At 35.6% G+C, this 14316-nt stretch carries 15 protein-coding genes; 13 read left to right on the forward strand and 2 right to left on the reverse strand.

The window, feature by feature from the left end:
* The first annotated feature begins 284 nt into the window (after positions 1-284).
* The 5 genes from RCH13_RS04995 (at position 285) to RCH13_RS05015 (ending at position 3082) form a co-directional block, all read left to right on the forward strand.
* On the forward strand, positions 285-755 hold the full coding sequence (locus tag RCH13_RS04995; protein WP_326986135.1) for a DinB family protein: 471 nt from the start codon (positions 285-287) through the stop codon (positions 753-755).
* Positions 756-818: 63 nt separating this feature from the next.
* On the forward strand, positions 819-1562 hold the full coding sequence (gene rlmB / locus RCH13_RS05000; RefSeq protein ID WP_326986136.1) for a 23S rRNA (guanosine(2251)-2'-O)-methyltransferase RlmB: 744 nt from the start codon (positions 819-821) through the stop codon (positions 1560-1562).
* A gap of 174 nt (positions 1563-1736) precedes the next feature.
* The gene (locus tag RCH13_RS05005; protein ID WP_326986137.1) at positions 1737-2186 is read left to right on the forward strand and encodes a hypothetical protein; all 450 of its coding nucleotides are present in this window, start codon (positions 1737-1739) and stop codon (positions 2184-2186) included.
* A gap of 13 nt (positions 2187-2199) precedes the next feature.
* Positions 2200-2727, forward strand: coding sequence for a nitroreductase family protein (locus tag RCH13_RS05010; protein WP_326986138.1), 528 nt, complete (start codon positions 2200-2202; stop codon positions 2725-2727).
* A gap of 58 nt (positions 2728-2785) precedes the next feature.
* Entirely contained in the window at positions 2786-3082 is a 297-nt protein-coding gene (locus RCH13_RS05015) for a TM2 domain-containing protein (protein WP_326986139.1), read from the forward strand.
* A 52-nt stretch (positions 3083-3134) separates the two neighbouring features.
* Here the strand turns inward: RCH13_RS05015 and hemB are convergent, their stop codons facing one another.
* Positions 3135-4127 carry a porphobilinogen synthase gene (gene hemB, locus RCH13_RS05020; RefSeq protein WP_326986140.1) on the reverse strand — a complete coding sequence of 331 codons (993 nt, stop codon included), beginning with the start codon at positions 4125-4127 and terminating at the stop codon, positions 3135-3137.
* 123 nt (positions 4128-4250) lie between these two features.
* On the opposite strand from hemB, the gene RCH13_RS05025 reads away from it, so the two are divergent.
* The 8 genes from RCH13_RS05025 to RCH13_RS05060 all read left to right on the forward strand — a co-directional run bounded on the left by RCH13_RS05025 (position 4251) and on the right by RCH13_RS05060 (position 13112).
* The gene (locus RCH13_RS05025; protein WP_326986141.1) at positions 4251-4607 is read left to right on the forward strand and encodes a T9SS type A sorting domain-containing protein; all 357 of its coding nucleotides are present in this window, start codon (positions 4251-4253) and stop codon (positions 4605-4607) included.
* A gap of 96 nt (positions 4608-4703) precedes the next feature.
* Complete coding sequence (locus tag RCH13_RS05030) at positions 4704-5966, forward strand: NAD(P)/FAD-dependent oxidoreductase (protein ID WP_326986142.1); 1263 nt, start codon at positions 4704-4706, stop codon at positions 5964-5966.
* The gene (gene trmD, locus RCH13_RS05035) at positions 5963-6637 is read left to right on the forward strand and encodes a tRNA (guanosine(37)-N1)-methyltransferase TrmD (protein ID WP_326986143.1); all 675 of its coding nucleotides are present in this window, start codon (positions 5963-5965) and stop codon (positions 6635-6637) included. Before RCH13_RS05030 ends, trmD begins: the two co-directional genes overlap by 4 nt.
* A gap of 55 nt (positions 6638-6692) precedes the next feature.
* Positions 6693-7667, forward strand: coding sequence for an endonuclease/exonuclease/phosphatase family protein (locus tag RCH13_RS05040; protein ID WP_326986144.1), 975 nt, complete (start codon positions 6693-6695; stop codon positions 7665-7667).
* Positions 7664-8134: an Lrp/AsnC ligand binding domain-containing protein gene (locus RCH13_RS05045; RefSeq protein WP_326986145.1), complete on the forward strand. Its 471-nt coding sequence runs from the start codon at positions 7664-7666 to the stop codon at positions 8132-8134. The genes RCH13_RS05040 and RCH13_RS05045 overlap by 4 nt, the downstream gene beginning before the upstream one ends.
* Before the next feature lie 120 nt (positions 8135-8254).
* On the forward strand, positions 8255-9253 hold the full coding sequence (gene deoC, locus RCH13_RS05050; RefSeq protein WP_326986146.1) for a deoxyribose-phosphate aldolase: 999 nt from the start codon (positions 8255-8257) through the stop codon (positions 9251-9253).
* Between the two features lie 299 nt (positions 9254-9552).
* A complete protein-coding gene (locus tag RCH13_RS05055; RefSeq protein ID WP_326986147.1) occupies positions 9553-11946 on the forward strand; it encodes an aldehyde dehydrogenase family protein in 2394 nt (797 codons plus the stop codon).
* 302 nt (positions 11947-12248) lie between these two features.
* Positions 12249-13112 carry a glycoside hydrolase family 25 protein gene (locus RCH13_RS05060; RefSeq protein ID WP_326986148.1) on the forward strand — a complete coding sequence of 288 codons (864 nt, stop codon included), beginning with the start codon at positions 12249-12251 and terminating at the stop codon, positions 13110-13112.
* Here the strand turns inward: RCH13_RS05060 and RCH13_RS05065 are convergent.
* Complete coding sequence (locus RCH13_RS05065) at positions 13109-14245, reverse strand: 8-amino-7-oxononanoate synthase (protein WP_326986149.1); 1137 nt, start codon at positions 14243-14245, stop codon at positions 13109-13111. The two genes, RCH13_RS05060 and RCH13_RS05065, sit on opposite strands and share 4 nt — an antisense overlap.
* Between the last annotated feature and the right edge of the window lie 71 nt (positions 14246-14316).

The following is a 14316-nucleotide window of genomic DNA, read 5'->3' on the forward strand; positions in this document are numbered from 1 at the left end:
TTAATGCCAATACAGCGTTAAAGTTTGTTAAACCCATATTCCTGTTCGTTTAATAGGACAGAAATGTATCATTGTATATGGATGTTCACATCTACTTTACGTTAAACAAAATTTTTTAGAGTAGAATGCAATCAAGGAAATTATCCAAATGAAATCTTCATAATCTTAAAATATTAGATTTAAAAATAATGGCTCCGAAATCTTTCTTGAGATGCTGCATATTCGTCGAAATATTGTCTTTCTCAGTTAATTAACCTATTTTTGACCATTCAAAATTAGCTCAAATGAACTATCATTTTCAGGCACATCGGCAGGTTCGCAACAATCTTTCAGAGATTTTGCAAAATACTTCTCAGCAAGATTTACTATTGATTCCAGACGGCTTTAATAATAATATCTATTGGAATATTGCCCACACCGTAGCAACTCAGCAACTATTGCACTATTATTTAAGCGGTAATCCTTTTCGCATTGATAAATATTGGATAGAAAGTTATAAAAAAGGAACCTTACCGAACTTAAATGTGCAACAATCAGAAATTGATGATTTGGCTTTTCTACTTACAGAAACTTCCAAAATATTGATGAAGGATTATGATGCAGATTTCTTTGCAGATTATACACCTTACACAACGAGTTTTGGGTTAGATTTAAAAAATATTCAAGATGCCATCATCTTTAATAATATGCACGAAAGTTTACACTTAGGTTACGCCATGGCTCAGAAAAGAGCACTTTTGGGGGAACAACTTTAAAAATAGTCGACCGTAATTTAAGCGGTTGGATTACATATATTCTTAAAAAATTCAGACAAAAAAATGAAAGACGACTTTATATTCGGACTGCGTCCTGTAATAGAAGCTTTGGAAGCCGGAAAAACCATTGATAAAATATTTTTGCAAAACGCACTTCAGGGTGATATTTACCACGAGCTGAAAAACCTTTTGGCAAAACATAAAATTCGCGCGAATTTTGTACCTGTTGAAAAATTAAATCGATTTACGCGTAAGAATCATCAAGGGGTAGTTGCTTTTATTTCAGATGTTCCGTTTGAAAGAATTGAAGATGTGTTGCCGCAATTGTTTGAAGAGGGAAAAACGCCTTTTCTCTTAATATTAGATCGCTTAACCGATGTTAGAAATTTCGGGGCAATATGTAGAACTGCGGAATGTGCTGGAATTCATGCCGTAATTTTACCAGAAAAAGGAGCCGCTCCTATTAATTCTGATGCCATCAAAACTTCGGCTGGAGCTATTTATAATTTGAAAATTTGTAAAGAGAAAAATCTTGCACACGCGGTAGATTTCCTTCAGCAATCTGGAGTTCAAGTTTTTGCAGCCACAGAGAAAGCTCAAAAATTATTATATGATGTTGACTTTACTGAACCTTGTGCTATTGTGATGGGTAATGAAGAAACGGGAATTTCTAAAGAAGTTCTTCACCATGCAGATGAAAAAATTAAATTACCAATGGAAGGGAAAACTCAATCTCTTAATGTTTCTGTTGCATGTGGAGCAATTCTCTATGAAGCCATGAGACAGAAAATTGTGGTGAAAAAATAATTGAAAAAATATCTAATAAATTATAGTCGGCATCTTTTAAAGATTCCGACTTTTTTATTGTAAAATTTTAATCATAGGTATTTCTGATGATAAGTTGATGAGGTCGGTTTCAAAGTTGCTGAAGAGAAACCTTGTTATAAAAAAGAATTTCTATATTTATTAAAAAATAGGTGGATGCAAAATCAGACCATATCAAAAAGTGACATCCGGCACTACATTAAAGAAATTATTGCGCAAAAAATTGAAAAGTTAGAGAAGTTTATCGAATTTACTTTAGAAGCGAGCCGAGACATAAAGAAAGCACCGAAATATGATTCCATGAGGACAGAAATGCAGGAAGAAATTTATCAGATGCAAAAACAACTTGGATTTTTAAATTCCTTGCAAAGAAATTTAGCCAAAGTGATTACCGCACCCAGTGAACGAGTTCAAATGGGATCGATGGTGTTTACCAATAAGGCAAGATTTTATATTTCGGTTTCTCTAGGGGAGTTTTTCTTTGAAGGAAATCGTTTTTATGCAATTTCAGAAGAAAGTCCCATGGCCAAAATAATGTTCGGTAAAAAATCGGGTGACTCTTTTGTCCTTAATAACATCAGCCAAACCATAGAAGAAGTTTGGTAATCACATTAACTTAATGAGCAAAATAATAAAAGTGAATCACGCAGCAATTTTAAAGTCAATTATAGAAAATAGAAGAAGTGTTTTTCCAAAAAATTATACGGGCGAAAGAATAGACGAACAAATTATTGAAGATATTTTAAGCTCCGCCACTTTTGCGCCACAACATAAAAAAACACGACCGTGGCGATTTAAAGTTTTTCGGGATGAAGAAAAATTTCAATTAGGTCAAGAACTCGCGAGAATTTATAAAGCTACTTGTGCAGAAGCTCTATTTTTGGAAAAGAAATATGCAGACATTACTAACAAAATTTCTAAGACTGACGTAATAATAACCCTTTCTGTCAATTTTAGTGGATTGGTTCCAGAATGGGAAGAAATTGCAGCGGTGTCAATGGCCGTTCAAAATATGTATCTCACCGCAAGTGTAAATGAAGTCGGTTGTTACTGGAGTTCACCTGCAATGATTAAGCATTTGGATCAATTTTTAGGATTGGAGGAGAATCAAAAATGCTACGGATTATTCTATATGGGTAAAATATAATGTAACAATCATTAGGAGTGTTCGACTGATTTTTTAAATAAACTAAACACTTAAAACTATGGAAACTTACGGTTATAACAATCCTGAATCTCAGCAAAATCCAAACCTTAGAAACACCCCTTATCGTTCAGAAAAGAAATTGGCAGCGGGACTTTTGGGTATTCTATTAGGAGCTTTTGGGGCCAATAAATTTTACTTAGGTTATATTACGCAAGGAGTAATTCAGATTATCCTTAATATTGTGACTTGCGGTATTGCAACCGTAATTCCTTTGATAGAAGGTATTTTATACTTGACAATGAGTGATGAGCAATTTGACCACACTTATTTACAAAATAGAAAAGAATGGTTTTAAAATATAAAAGTCTCCCGAAAAGGAGACTTTTTTTGATTGTATCAATTGATAATTAATGATTTAAAAGGATTGCGGCTTCTTTTGCGGCATAGGTAAAAATCATATCTGCACCGGCACGTTTGATGCATGTTAAACTTTCTATAATAGCTTTATCATTATCTAGCCAGCCGTTTTGAGCTGCAGCTTTTAGCATCGCGTATTCTCCACTAACATTATAAACGGCTATTGGCAAATCTATCAAATCACGCACTTTAGAAACGATATCCAGATACGGCATACCTGGTTTAATCATGATAATATCTGCACCTTCTGCTACATCTTTTAAAACTTCATCCATCGCTTCCCGTGAATTATGAAAATCCATTTGGTAGGTTTTTTTATCTTTTGGAATATCTGAATCGGCCTTTGGGGCAGAGTCCAAAGCACTTCTAAATGGTCCATAAAATGAACTTGCATATTTCGCGGCATAACTTAAAATTCCTACATCCGTAAAACCATTCTCTTCCAAACCGGTTCTAATTGCAGCAACTCTTCCATCCATCATATCACTTGGAGCCATCACATCTGCACCCGCTTCTGCTAGAGAAATTGACATTTTAACCAAAGCTTCATTCGTGGCGTCATTGTCCACTTTACCTTTGGTGATAATTCCGTCATGTCCATAAATAGAATAGGGATCTAAAGCCACATCTGGCATAATAATCATTTCGGGAACTGCATCTTTGATGGCTTTGATTGTACTTTGCATGAGACCATTAGCATTCCAAGATTCTGTTCCGCGGTTGTCTTTTAAGTCTTCAGAAACCTTCATGTAAAGATTCACCGCTTTTATGCCTAAAGAATATAATTCCTTGCATTCTAAAACGGTAAGGTCCAAACTTCTTCGAAAGATTCCCGGCATGGATGAAATTGGTTCTTTTATATTGTGCCCTTCCATTACGAAAATGGGCATTACAAAATCATTAGTTGTCAAGACAGTCTCTTGAACTAAGGCGCGGATTGAAGCATTGGTGCGAATTCTGCGATTTCTAGAATAGATGATCATTTTGTGGAATAGTATTTGAATTAGACCCTGCAAATTTAATTATAGTTTTATAAAAAAACTATTGAAATTTAATATCAATTTCTTACATTTGTGAGGATATAAGTAAATACAAAGCTTTATAAGGTGAAAAAATTATTATTTTTAGTAGTGTTTATCGGTACTCTATCGATTTCTACAAATACACTTTCTGCCCAATCTACGGCACGCGAATCGATGACATCTTCTCAGAAATCTGATGATGGAGTGATGGTTGCATATCCAAATCCAGCGCGCGATTTTATTATTGTAAAGTCCAAAGACGCTTCATTAAAAATTAAATCCATAACGTTCTATTCTATTTTAGGGATGGAAGTAGCACAATACGCTGTTAATATGAACTCTGGTGAAATTCGTTTAGACAGACTTCGCCCCGGTAAATATTTAATGAAATATACCTTGAGTGACAATACCCAAAAGGTCACCCAAATTATTAAACAATAAAAAATTTAAATCCTTGATTCTCAAGGATTTTTTTTTGCACATGACTTACCAAACCAAGTAGATTAGAAGTATAAAAATTTCTGTAATTTTGCCAGTATGGAAACAAGGGAAAAAATTGTGATTATTGGTGGTGGCTTTGCAGGTTTACAAGTTGCTAAAGAGTTTATCGGTAAGCGAAAAAAAGTAATGGTGATGGATAAGGTGAATCATCATATGTTTCAGCCACTTTTTTATCAAGTTGCTTGTGGTAGAATTGAACCGAGTAATATATCCTTTCCCTTTAGAAAAATTTTTCAGCGTACCAGAAACATTCAATATCGAATGGTGGAGGTGCAAAAAATTATCCCAGAACAAAATAAGATTATTACCGAAGATGCTGAGTTTACTTATGACAAGCTTATCATCGCAACAGGTTGCAAAACTAATTTTTTTGGAAATGAAAAAATGCAATCTCTTACATTTGGGATGAAAAATACGCAGGAAGCCATTGCAATCCGAAATCATGTGCTTTTGACGTTCGAAAAATTAATCATCCAGAAAAGAAGAAGCGATGATGGAAACTGGAATATTGTAATTGTAGGAAGTGGTCCGACTGGTGTGGAATTAGCCGGCGCTTTTTCCGAAATGAAAAAAGATATTTTGCCACGGGATTATCCCCATATGAATTTTGATGATTTACAGATTATCCTCATCAGTTCTACAGACATGCCGCTGAGTTCCATGAGTGAAGAAGCGCAGGAAAAGTCCAAAAAATACCTTCAAGAATTAGGCGTTCAATTTCTTTCCGGAGAATTTGTGACGGATTATGACGGCGATAAAGTTTACATGAAAAGTGGAAAAACAATCCCGTCCAACAATGTTATTTGGGCCGCTGGAGTTACGGGTAATATCGTACAAGGTTTAAATCCAGACGCTATCATTCAAAATCGCTACAAAACAGACCGCTTTAATAAAGTCGTTGGAACTAAAAATATTTTTGCAGTTGGCGATATTTCTTACATGGAAACTCCAAAATATCCAACTGGTCATCCGCAAGTGGCCAACGTTGCCATCAATCAAGGAAAAAATCTAGCCAAAAATATTTTAAGAAAAGCAGGCGAAGCGTGGAAAGAATATGAGTACAATGATCAAGGAAGTATGGCTACAATAGGAAAGCACAGAGCGGTTGTTGACTTACCTAGTTTTAAATTTCAAGGGCTTTTAGCGTGGTATTTCTGGATGTTTTTACACTTAATGCTCATTCTTTCGGTAAGAAATAAATTGGCTATTTTCTTTAATTGGATGTGGAGTTACATTAACAGAGATTCGTCTTTACGACTTATTATTACTCAGACAAAAAACAATGATACCGAACAATGAGAATTGATATTATAAGCGTGTTGCCAGAATTGATGCAAAGTCCTTTTGAAACATCAATCTTAAAAAGAGCCGTGGACAAAGGTTTAGCAGAAATTCATTTTCATCAAATCAGAGATTTTGGAAAAGGTAAACATCGGCAAATTGATGATGAACCTTATGGTGGCGGTGCCGGAATGGTGATGATGATAGAGCCCTTGGATCTTTGTATCTCTGAATTAAAATCGCAACGAGAATATGATGAAATCATCTATCTCACGCCAGATGGCATTACTCTCAATCAAAAAATTGCCAACACTCTTTCCATCCAAAAAAACCTCATTTTTTTGTGTGGACATTACAAAGGAATTGATCAGCGCATTCGGGAATTGCATATCACGAAGGAAATCTCCATCGGTGATTATGTTTTAACGGGAGGCGAATTAGCAGCTTGCGTCTTAGCGGATTCTATCATTAGACTTCTACCGGGAGTTTTAAATGACGAACAAAGCGCATTAACAGACAGTTTTCAAGATAATCTGCTATCGCCGCCAATTTACACAAGACCTGCTGAATACAAAGGCTTAAAAGTTCCCGAAATTCTACTCAGCGGAAATTCGAAAAAGATTGAAGAGTGGCTACACGACCAAGCAGTTTCCACAACCCAAGAAAAAAGACCTGATATTTTAAAATAAATTTAATAAAAATCCATTATTTTTATTAAATTTACATTTCAAAAACACTCAGACTGTGATTAAAAATGATGAGGTTAAGGAATTAATTTCCTTTTATAATGTAGAAAATCTGTTTTCCGCAGATCTTCCTCCTGTGCATCACTTGGATCCTACAGTTTCGGGCCTGAAAAACTGGGACGAAAAACGCTACAGAAATAAATTATCAAAGATTGCACACGTGTTTCAGCTCATAGAGCAGGAAGAACGGGTGTTGCCCATGCTTATTGGGATTTCAGAAATTCAAGGACATACTCCTCTAGAAGATTTAGTTTTACTACCGCCTTTTAATTCAAATTATGGGGTGATTCATTATGATTCAATGGATGAGCGTGGAGTAGATGTGGCCCTATTATATGACAAAAGCAAAGTCGAAATTATTTCCTCGGAACCTATCACGTATTTTTTTGAACTCGTTGATCAAAATCCTGCAAATTACGATACCACCAGAGATGTTTTGCATTGCAAAGTTAAATTCCGAGAATCTATTTTCAATGTTTTTGTGTTGCATCTTCCTTCAAAAAGAGAACGTGATATCAATCTGCCAAAGCGTAATTACATCCTCAATAAATTAAGTGAGAAGATTAAAGAAATCCAAGAGGAGACGGATGAACCGGTCTTAATCTGTGGTGATTTTAATGACAATCCGGATGAGAAAAACATGAAAGATTTTCTTGTTAATTCAAATAATATGAAGAGTTTACTAAATCCTTCAGAATATTTGTTTATGAATAGGGAATATTCAACTTTTTATTATAAAAATGGTCTGCTTTTTGACCAGATAATTCTGTCCACAGAATTTTTTAATTCAGAATCTCAAATACATTTTGTAAAGTCAAAAGTCTTTAATCATGAAAAGTTGAGTAATAGAAATAGTAAATTTTCCGGCCGACCCTTCAGAACGTACGCCGGTACCAGATATTTAGGTGGTTACAGTGATCACTTTCCCGTTTACGTTCAGTTAGCAATCAAAAAAAACAAAGATATACAATGAAAAATGCCATTAATTCCGGATATCATTTAGATGCTGTAGACAAGCAGATTATCTATATGTTAATGGACAATGCCAAGACTTCTCTGGCACAAATTTCAAAACAAGTAGGAATTTCAACCACTGCTGTACACCAAAGAATTAAGAAATTGGAGCAAGCGGAGGTGATAGAAAATTCAGTGTCTTTTTTAAACCCACGAAAGATCGGATACAAAGTAGTGTCTTACATCGGTGTGTTTTTAGACCAACCAAGTTATTATCCAGAATGTGTAAAAGCCCTTCAAAAAATTAATGAAGTAGTAGAAGCACACTATACTACAGGAAATTATACCATTTTCTTAAAAGTTTTATGCAGAGATAATGATCATTTAATGGAAATATTAAATAAACTTCAAAAGTTAGAAGGCGTTACGAGAACGGAAACGTTTATTTCTTTGGAACAAAGTATCAGCAGACAGTTAAAAGTTTAACTTTTAAATATATTCGATGTATAATGCATTTCTTTTGAAATGCATTTTTTTGCTTTTGACCATAAGTATGGCATTCATTTGCAGATAATTGGTTAATTTTACACTCCCAAATTAAGAAGAATGAATAAAGTACTGGATAAAGAAAAAACTGCAATTGTCGCTTCTCATGATGCCTTGAGAAATGAGGGATTGCCCTTTAATACCAAATATTTTGACTCCCTAAATATTAACAGAAGCGCCATTGACCGCCGCGTTAATACTTTAGGTGGCAGACGCACCGTGAAAAAAGAATTTCAGGCAGCCTGGCTCTTGAAGGCAATTTCGATGATTGATCTTACCACTTTGGCGGGAGATGATACACGCGGAAATGTTTTGCGTCTTTGCGAAAAAGCTAAGAATCCAGTGCGTTTGGATATTTTAAATACGCTAGAAATGCAAGATGCTAATCTGACAACAGGTGCAGTTTGCGTTTATCATAACTTGATTCCTTACGCCAAAGAAGCATTAAAAGGAACTTCCATTCCAATTGCAGCAGTTTCCACCGGATTTCCAGCTGGAAAAATTTCTTTAGAAGATAAAATTACAGAAATCAAAAAATCCGTCGCAGCTGGAGCGAAAGAAATTGACATCGTTATTTCCCGCGATTTGGTTTTAGAATCCAAATGGAAAGAATTATACGACGAAATTAAATTGTGCAGAGAAGCTTGCGGAGATGCGCACATGAAAACAATCTTAGCAACCGGTGAAATTCCAACATATACCAAAGTCGCTAAAGCTTCTTGGGTGGCCATGATGGCTGGGTCAGATTTTATAAAAACTTCTACGGGAAAAGAAGCAATTAATGCAACACTTGCGGTGAGTTTGGTCATGATTCGTTGCATCCGTGATTATTACGAGTTAACAGGAGTGAAAATTGGGTATAAACCTGCAGGTGGAATTCAGAAAGCAAAACAAGCTTTGGATTTTTTAATATTGATCAAAGAAGAATTAGGAAATGAGTGGTTAACGCCGGACTTATTCCGCTTCGGTGCAAGTTCCCTTTTGGGCGATATAGAGCGGCAATTAGAACATTTCATTACGGGAAGATACAGTGCCAATTACCGTCACCCCATGGCGTAATTTGTCATATTGAGTTCTTCGAATGTTATACTGAGCTTGTCGAAGTATGGGCGCCTTTTTCCGTCTTCCACTCCCGCTTTTTTGTTCCACTTCGTTCCACAAAAAGAGCTCCGTTCAAGCCGGGGCGCAGTAGGAGCCAAATATAAAGAAAGGCTATAATAATAAAGACAAAGATTTTTAACAGCGTAAATTCACGTCACTTTTTTGCACTTTTAAAAACCTTAAAAAAATAGAGATTTTTGTAAATTTTGTGGTTGAAATTACCACATCATCACATCACCAAATCACCATATCAAACAATGGAAATCAAAGAAATATACGACACCATGATTTACGGTCCCGCAGCAGAAAGTGCAGCTTCTGCTGTGGAATTCTTAGAAAATCACAAAAGAAAATTTGAGCTTTTTATTAATGGAGCTTGGGTTCAGCCTAATTCAAAAAAATATGCAGATTCTATTAATCCTTCGAACAAAGAGTTTTTAGCAAAAATTGCCGAAGCCGATGAGTCAGATGTTGATAACGCCGTAAAAGCAGCCAACAAAGCTTTGCCTGAATGGGTAGCAATTGGTGGTTTCGAGCGCGCAAAATATTTGTACGCCATTGCAAGACAGATTCAAAAACATTCCAGATTATTTGCGGTTTTAGAAACTTTAGATAACGGAAAACCCATCCGTGAAACACGAGATATCGATATTCCAATTGTTGCCAGACATTTTTACCATCATGCAGGATGGGCGAAGTTAATGGATACAGAATTCAGAGATTATGAAGAAGTAGGCGTTGTTGGACAAATTATTCCTTGGAATTTTCCTTTGATGATGCTTTCCTGGAAAGTTGCACCAGCTTTAGCAATGGGAAATACTGTTGTTTTAAAACCTGCTGAACTGACTTCTTTAACTGCTTTGCTTTTCGCAGAAATCTGTGAGAAAGTAGGATTGCCAAAAGGAGTCCTTAATATTGTCACTGGTCGCGGAACCGTCGCTGGAGATGCTTTGGTCAATCATCCAGATATTCAAAAAGTAGCCTTTACAGGTTCAACCAAAGTGGGCAAAATTCTGCGCACAAATATAGCAGGTACAGGTAAGAAAATATCACTCGAATTAGGAGGAAAATCGCCTTTCATCGTTTTTGAAGACGCAGATTTAGATTCCGCGGTAGAAGGAATTGTTGATGCTATTTGGTTTAATCAAGGGCAAGTTTGCTGTGCAGGTTCCAGGCTTTTAATACAAGAATCCGTTTCAGAAATATTCTATAAAAAACTTCGCGCACGCATGGAAACTTTGCGCATCGGTGATCCTATGGATAAAACCGTGGATATGGGTTCCATTGTAGATCCGATACAGTTTAAAACCATTCAAGATATGGTGCAAATTGGTTTGGATGAAGGTTGTACCATGTATCAATCTAAAAATGCAGTACCGAAAAATGGTTGGTTTTATCCACCAACATTATTTACAGATGTTCCAACAAGTGCTGTAATTGCACAAGAAGAAATTTTTGGCCCGGTTCTAGTCGCGATGACGTTCCGTTCCCATTCTGAAGCAGTGGCTTTGGCGAATAATTCCAGATATGGTTTGGCTTCAAGTGTTTGGACAGAAAACATCAATTTAGCTTTAGACATTGCACCAAAAATTAAAGCCGGAAGCGTTTGGATAAACTGCACAAATCAGTTTGATGCAGCTGCAGGATTTGGGGGTTTCAGAGAATCTGGTTTTGGTAGAGAAGGTGGAAAAGAAGGTTTGTATGAATATATAAAACCGAAAGTTGAAGCAGAATTTACTTCAAAACCGATTTTGCCAAAAATCGAAAAAGTAAAAGGTTCGAAGAAAGAAAAAAATATTTTAGCAGATATTGACCGTACGACCAAAATGTACATCGGTGGGAAACAAGCCAGACCAGATGGTGGTTACAGCACAGAAATAAAAAATGCGCACGGCGAATATATTGGGGAAGTTTCCGAAGGAAATAGAAAAGATATTAGAAATGCAGTTGAAGCAGCACATGCGGAAAAATCTTGGGGCGGAATGACAGGTCATTCTAGAGCGCAAGTTTTATATTATATCGCGGAAAATTTAGCCATTCGTGCCGAAGAATTTGCCGATAGAATTGTGGAAATGACCAATCAATCTTTAGAATCTGCACAAGATGAGGTTGAGAAATCTATCGAAAGAATTTATACTTACGCAGCTTATGCTGATAAATATGATGGAGCAGCACATTCTACGGTTCAGCGAATGATTACTTTGGCAATGCCTGAAGCCATTGGTGTCATGGCAATAATTTGTCCAGATGAAAATCCCTTGTTAGGATTTATTTCTACGGTAATTCCGGCCATTGCGATGGGAAATAGAGTAGTGGTTGTTCCCTCTGAAAAGCATCCTTTTTCTGCGACCGATTTTTATCAGATTTTAGAAACTTCAGATGTTCCAGCAGGAACCGTAAACATTGTAACGGGACCCAAAGAAGAGTTGGCAAATGAATTGGCGAAACATTATGATGTAGAAGGTATTTGGTACTTTGGAAGTGAAGAAGGAAGTAAAAATATGGAATTATTCGCTACGGATTCTATGAAAAGATCTTGGGTTAATTTCGGGAAATACCGGAATTGGCTGAATCCAAAACATGGTGAAGGGCAAGAATATTTAAGACATGCCACAGAAATTAAAAATATCTGGATTCCTTACGGAGCCTAATATTTTCAAAATATATATTATAAAGCCACGATAATTTCGTGGCTTTGCTACTGAAAAAAATCTGCGAAATACAGGAATTCTATGGGAGATTACGCAAAAAAAGGTGATTTTTTTTCATTATTAAGGGTTTCTTCGGAAATTAAGTACGAATGCTTTTTTGAACTTTTTCATTTAGATTTTAACTGAAACTATTGTATCTCATTTGTCGTAGAATCTTTGTGACTTTTTGGTTCATAATTATGATTTAGCATTTAAAAATTTCCGTCGCTTTTTCTTCCTAAAAAATCTATTTTTGCAGGTCCATGGCAAAGAGAACAGTCAAAAGAAAAACCACCCGAAAAATCCATAAAAACCGCAAAAGGCATTTCCTTTTACGTCGGGAAATTCTACTGGTTTTCTTAGCAGTCGCATTACTTGGAACGGGTTTTTATTTAAAAGAGAAAATCTCTTTTTATTATGCGATGTATTTCAATCAATTTGAACATAAAAAACTTTCTAACACAGAAAAAGAAGAGAAGAGAATCAACCGAATAATCGGTGATTATGCAGATAAAACCTTTGGTTTGGATATGTCTCATTACCAAAGAAAAGAGGATATACAATGGGATAGTTTAAGCGTGGGGAATCGGTCAATTCCTTTAGAATTTGTGGTTTTACGTGCCACCATGGGAAACCGATCTGCAGATAAACATTTCGAAGAATTCTGGACACTCGCAAAAAAGCATGACTTGGTTCGTGGTGCCTATCATTTCTACCGTGCAGATGAAGATCCCGTCTTGCAAGCCAATAATTTTCTCGCTCATGTGAAATTAGAATCTGGAGATTTGCCTCCAATTTTAGATATTGAGAAAATTCCACGCCGGAAATCGACCAAAAAACTCATCGAGGATCTAAAAATTTGGTGCAGAATTGTAGAAGAAGCTTATGGGGAAAAACCCATTATTTACAGCTACTATCATTACCACAAAGATTTTTTAAAAGGAGAATTTGATGATTATCCGCTTTGGTTGGCCAATTATAATGATGTTCCGCAACCCACGCCAGATGATGATTGGGATATTTGGCAGTTTACTGAAAATGGAATTGTTTACGGCATCAATACCAAAGTTGATTTAAACGTTTTCAATGGAAATCTCTGGTCCTTAAAAAGGTTGACTTTAGATTAAATTTTTCCAGAAGGATTTCTCTGAATCCACTCAGATTTAGGCTCTAAATAAGGAAATAGTTTTGGAACAAGTGAATTTATGATTTTGTTATTGTGCTTGATGAGACCAAATATTTCTTCCGGAACTGCACCGATTGTCGATTTTATTTCCAAAGCAGTTCTTCCAAAAATGAGGGTAGAAAACTTCTGTTCAATCCCGAAATTGATCATGTCTAATAACATATTTAGATAAAGCTGCATCTCTTTTTGTACTTCTTTATTATATCCCAAAAAGTAAGTGTCTATATTTTTCCCATTTAAAATAATCGTGTAGAAACCCACTAAAACACCCTTTTCAAAGTACCCAAAAATTTTAAAGCGGTCTCCTAAATTTTCTTTTAAACTTTTAAAATGATTTTCGGGCAAGAAAAAGGTATTGATGGAAGCGTTTTCTGCCACGTTGTGGTAAAGTGAATGAAGCACTTTAGAATGAAATTTTACACCTTCTAAGTCAAGTTCTTTTTTTTCAATGGTCAGAGATTTCTTGCGCGCAGAAGTGATTCTTTGCTGGTACTTTTTGGAAAAGGAACTTTTATATGCTTCAAAATTTGTCCATTCTTGCCGAAGTTTAAAAACCATATTGGGTTGCACAGAAAACGGAAAGTATGATTTATAAGTTTTGGTTTTAAATGTTTGCGTTTGTTTATCCGAAAAATCTTTGAGGATTACAAGCGAAGGTTTCTTAATTGTTTTTTGAATTTCACTCAATGCACTTTGTAATAATTCTCCCTTTACTTTTGAGGTAATTTTTTCTTCGTTAAAATAAAATGCATTTTGACCCGTAAGCATATTGTTGCCCAGCAAAAGAAGAGTTCTCACAAATTTCTTTGTGATAATGTTGCGAATTCCACAAGAGATTTCTGCGCTTTGGAAAGTTTCATGATTTTGAAAGTCCAAATATTGAAAGAGACCTCCACCAATTAATTCGTCATTCAAAAAAAAGCCGCCGAAATAACACTTCATGTTAATCGGCTGAGAATCATCTAAAACTTGAAAATACTCGCGAGACAAGAGAATATTGTGTGGTGCAACAATGGAATTCCAATCCTGTGGAAGATCTTTAGCCTGAGAGAAAATTTGAAATTTATAATTCATAAATGCGCTGCAAATCTACATTTTCTTCCCTATTTTAATCGAATTTAAAGATGAATTCCCTTAAACTTTCT

Origin of the sequence: Chryseobacterium sp. MP_3.2, assembly GCF_035984805.1 — a bacterium.
Classification (GTDB): Bacteria; Bacteroidota; Bacteroidia; order Flavobacteriales; family Weeksellaceae; genus Kaistella.

Bases quoted from the DNA above. Each gene is read 5' to 3' on its own strand.
- RCH13_RS04995 (WP_326986135.1), top strand. From the start codon at position 285: ATGAACTATCATTTTCAGGCACATCGGCAGGTTCGCAACAATCTTTCA.
- rlmB (WP_326986136.1), top strand. From the start codon at position 819: ATGAAAGACGACTTTATATTCGGACTGCGTCCTGTAATAGAAGCTTTG.
- RCH13_RS05005 (WP_326986137.1), top strand. From the start codon at position 1,737: ATGCAAAATCAGACCATATCAAAAAGTGACATCCGGCACTACATTAAA.
- RCH13_RS05010 (WP_326986138.1), top strand. From the start codon at position 2,200: ATGAGCAAAATAATAAAAGTGAATCACGCAGCAATTTTAAAGTCAATT.
- RCH13_RS05015 (WP_326986139.1), top strand. From the start codon at position 2,786: ATGGAAACTTACGGTTATAACAATCCTGAATCTCAGCAAAATCCAAAC.
- hemB (WP_326986140.1), bottom strand. From the start codon at position 4,127: ATGATCATCTATTCTAGAAATCGCAGAATTCGCACCAATGCTTCAATC.
- RCH13_RS05030 (WP_326986142.1), top strand. From the start codon at position 4,704: ATGGAAACAAGGGAAAAAATTGTGATTATTGGTGGTGGCTTTGCAGGT.
- trmD (WP_326986143.1), top strand. From the start codon at position 5,963: ATGAGAATTGATATTATAAGCGTGTTGCCAGAATTGATGCAAAGTCCT.
- RCH13_RS05045 (WP_326986145.1), top strand. From the start codon at position 7,664: ATGAAAAATGCCATTAATTCCGGATATCATTTAGATGCTGTAGACAAG.
- deoC (WP_326986146.1), top strand. From the start codon at position 8,255: ATGAATAAAGTACTGGATAAAGAAAAAACTGCAATTGTCGCTTCTCAT.
- RCH13_RS05055 (WP_326986147.1), top strand. From the start codon at position 9,553: ATGGAAATCAAAGAAATATACGACACCATGATTTACGGTCCCGCAGCA.
- RCH13_RS05060 (WP_326986148.1), top strand. From the start codon at position 12,249: ATGGCAAAGAGAACAGTCAAAAGAAAAACCACCCGAAAAATCCATAAA.
- RCH13_RS05065 (WP_326986149.1), bottom strand. From the start codon at position 14,245: ATGAATTATAAATTTCAAATTTTCTCTCAGGCTAAAGATCTTCCACAG.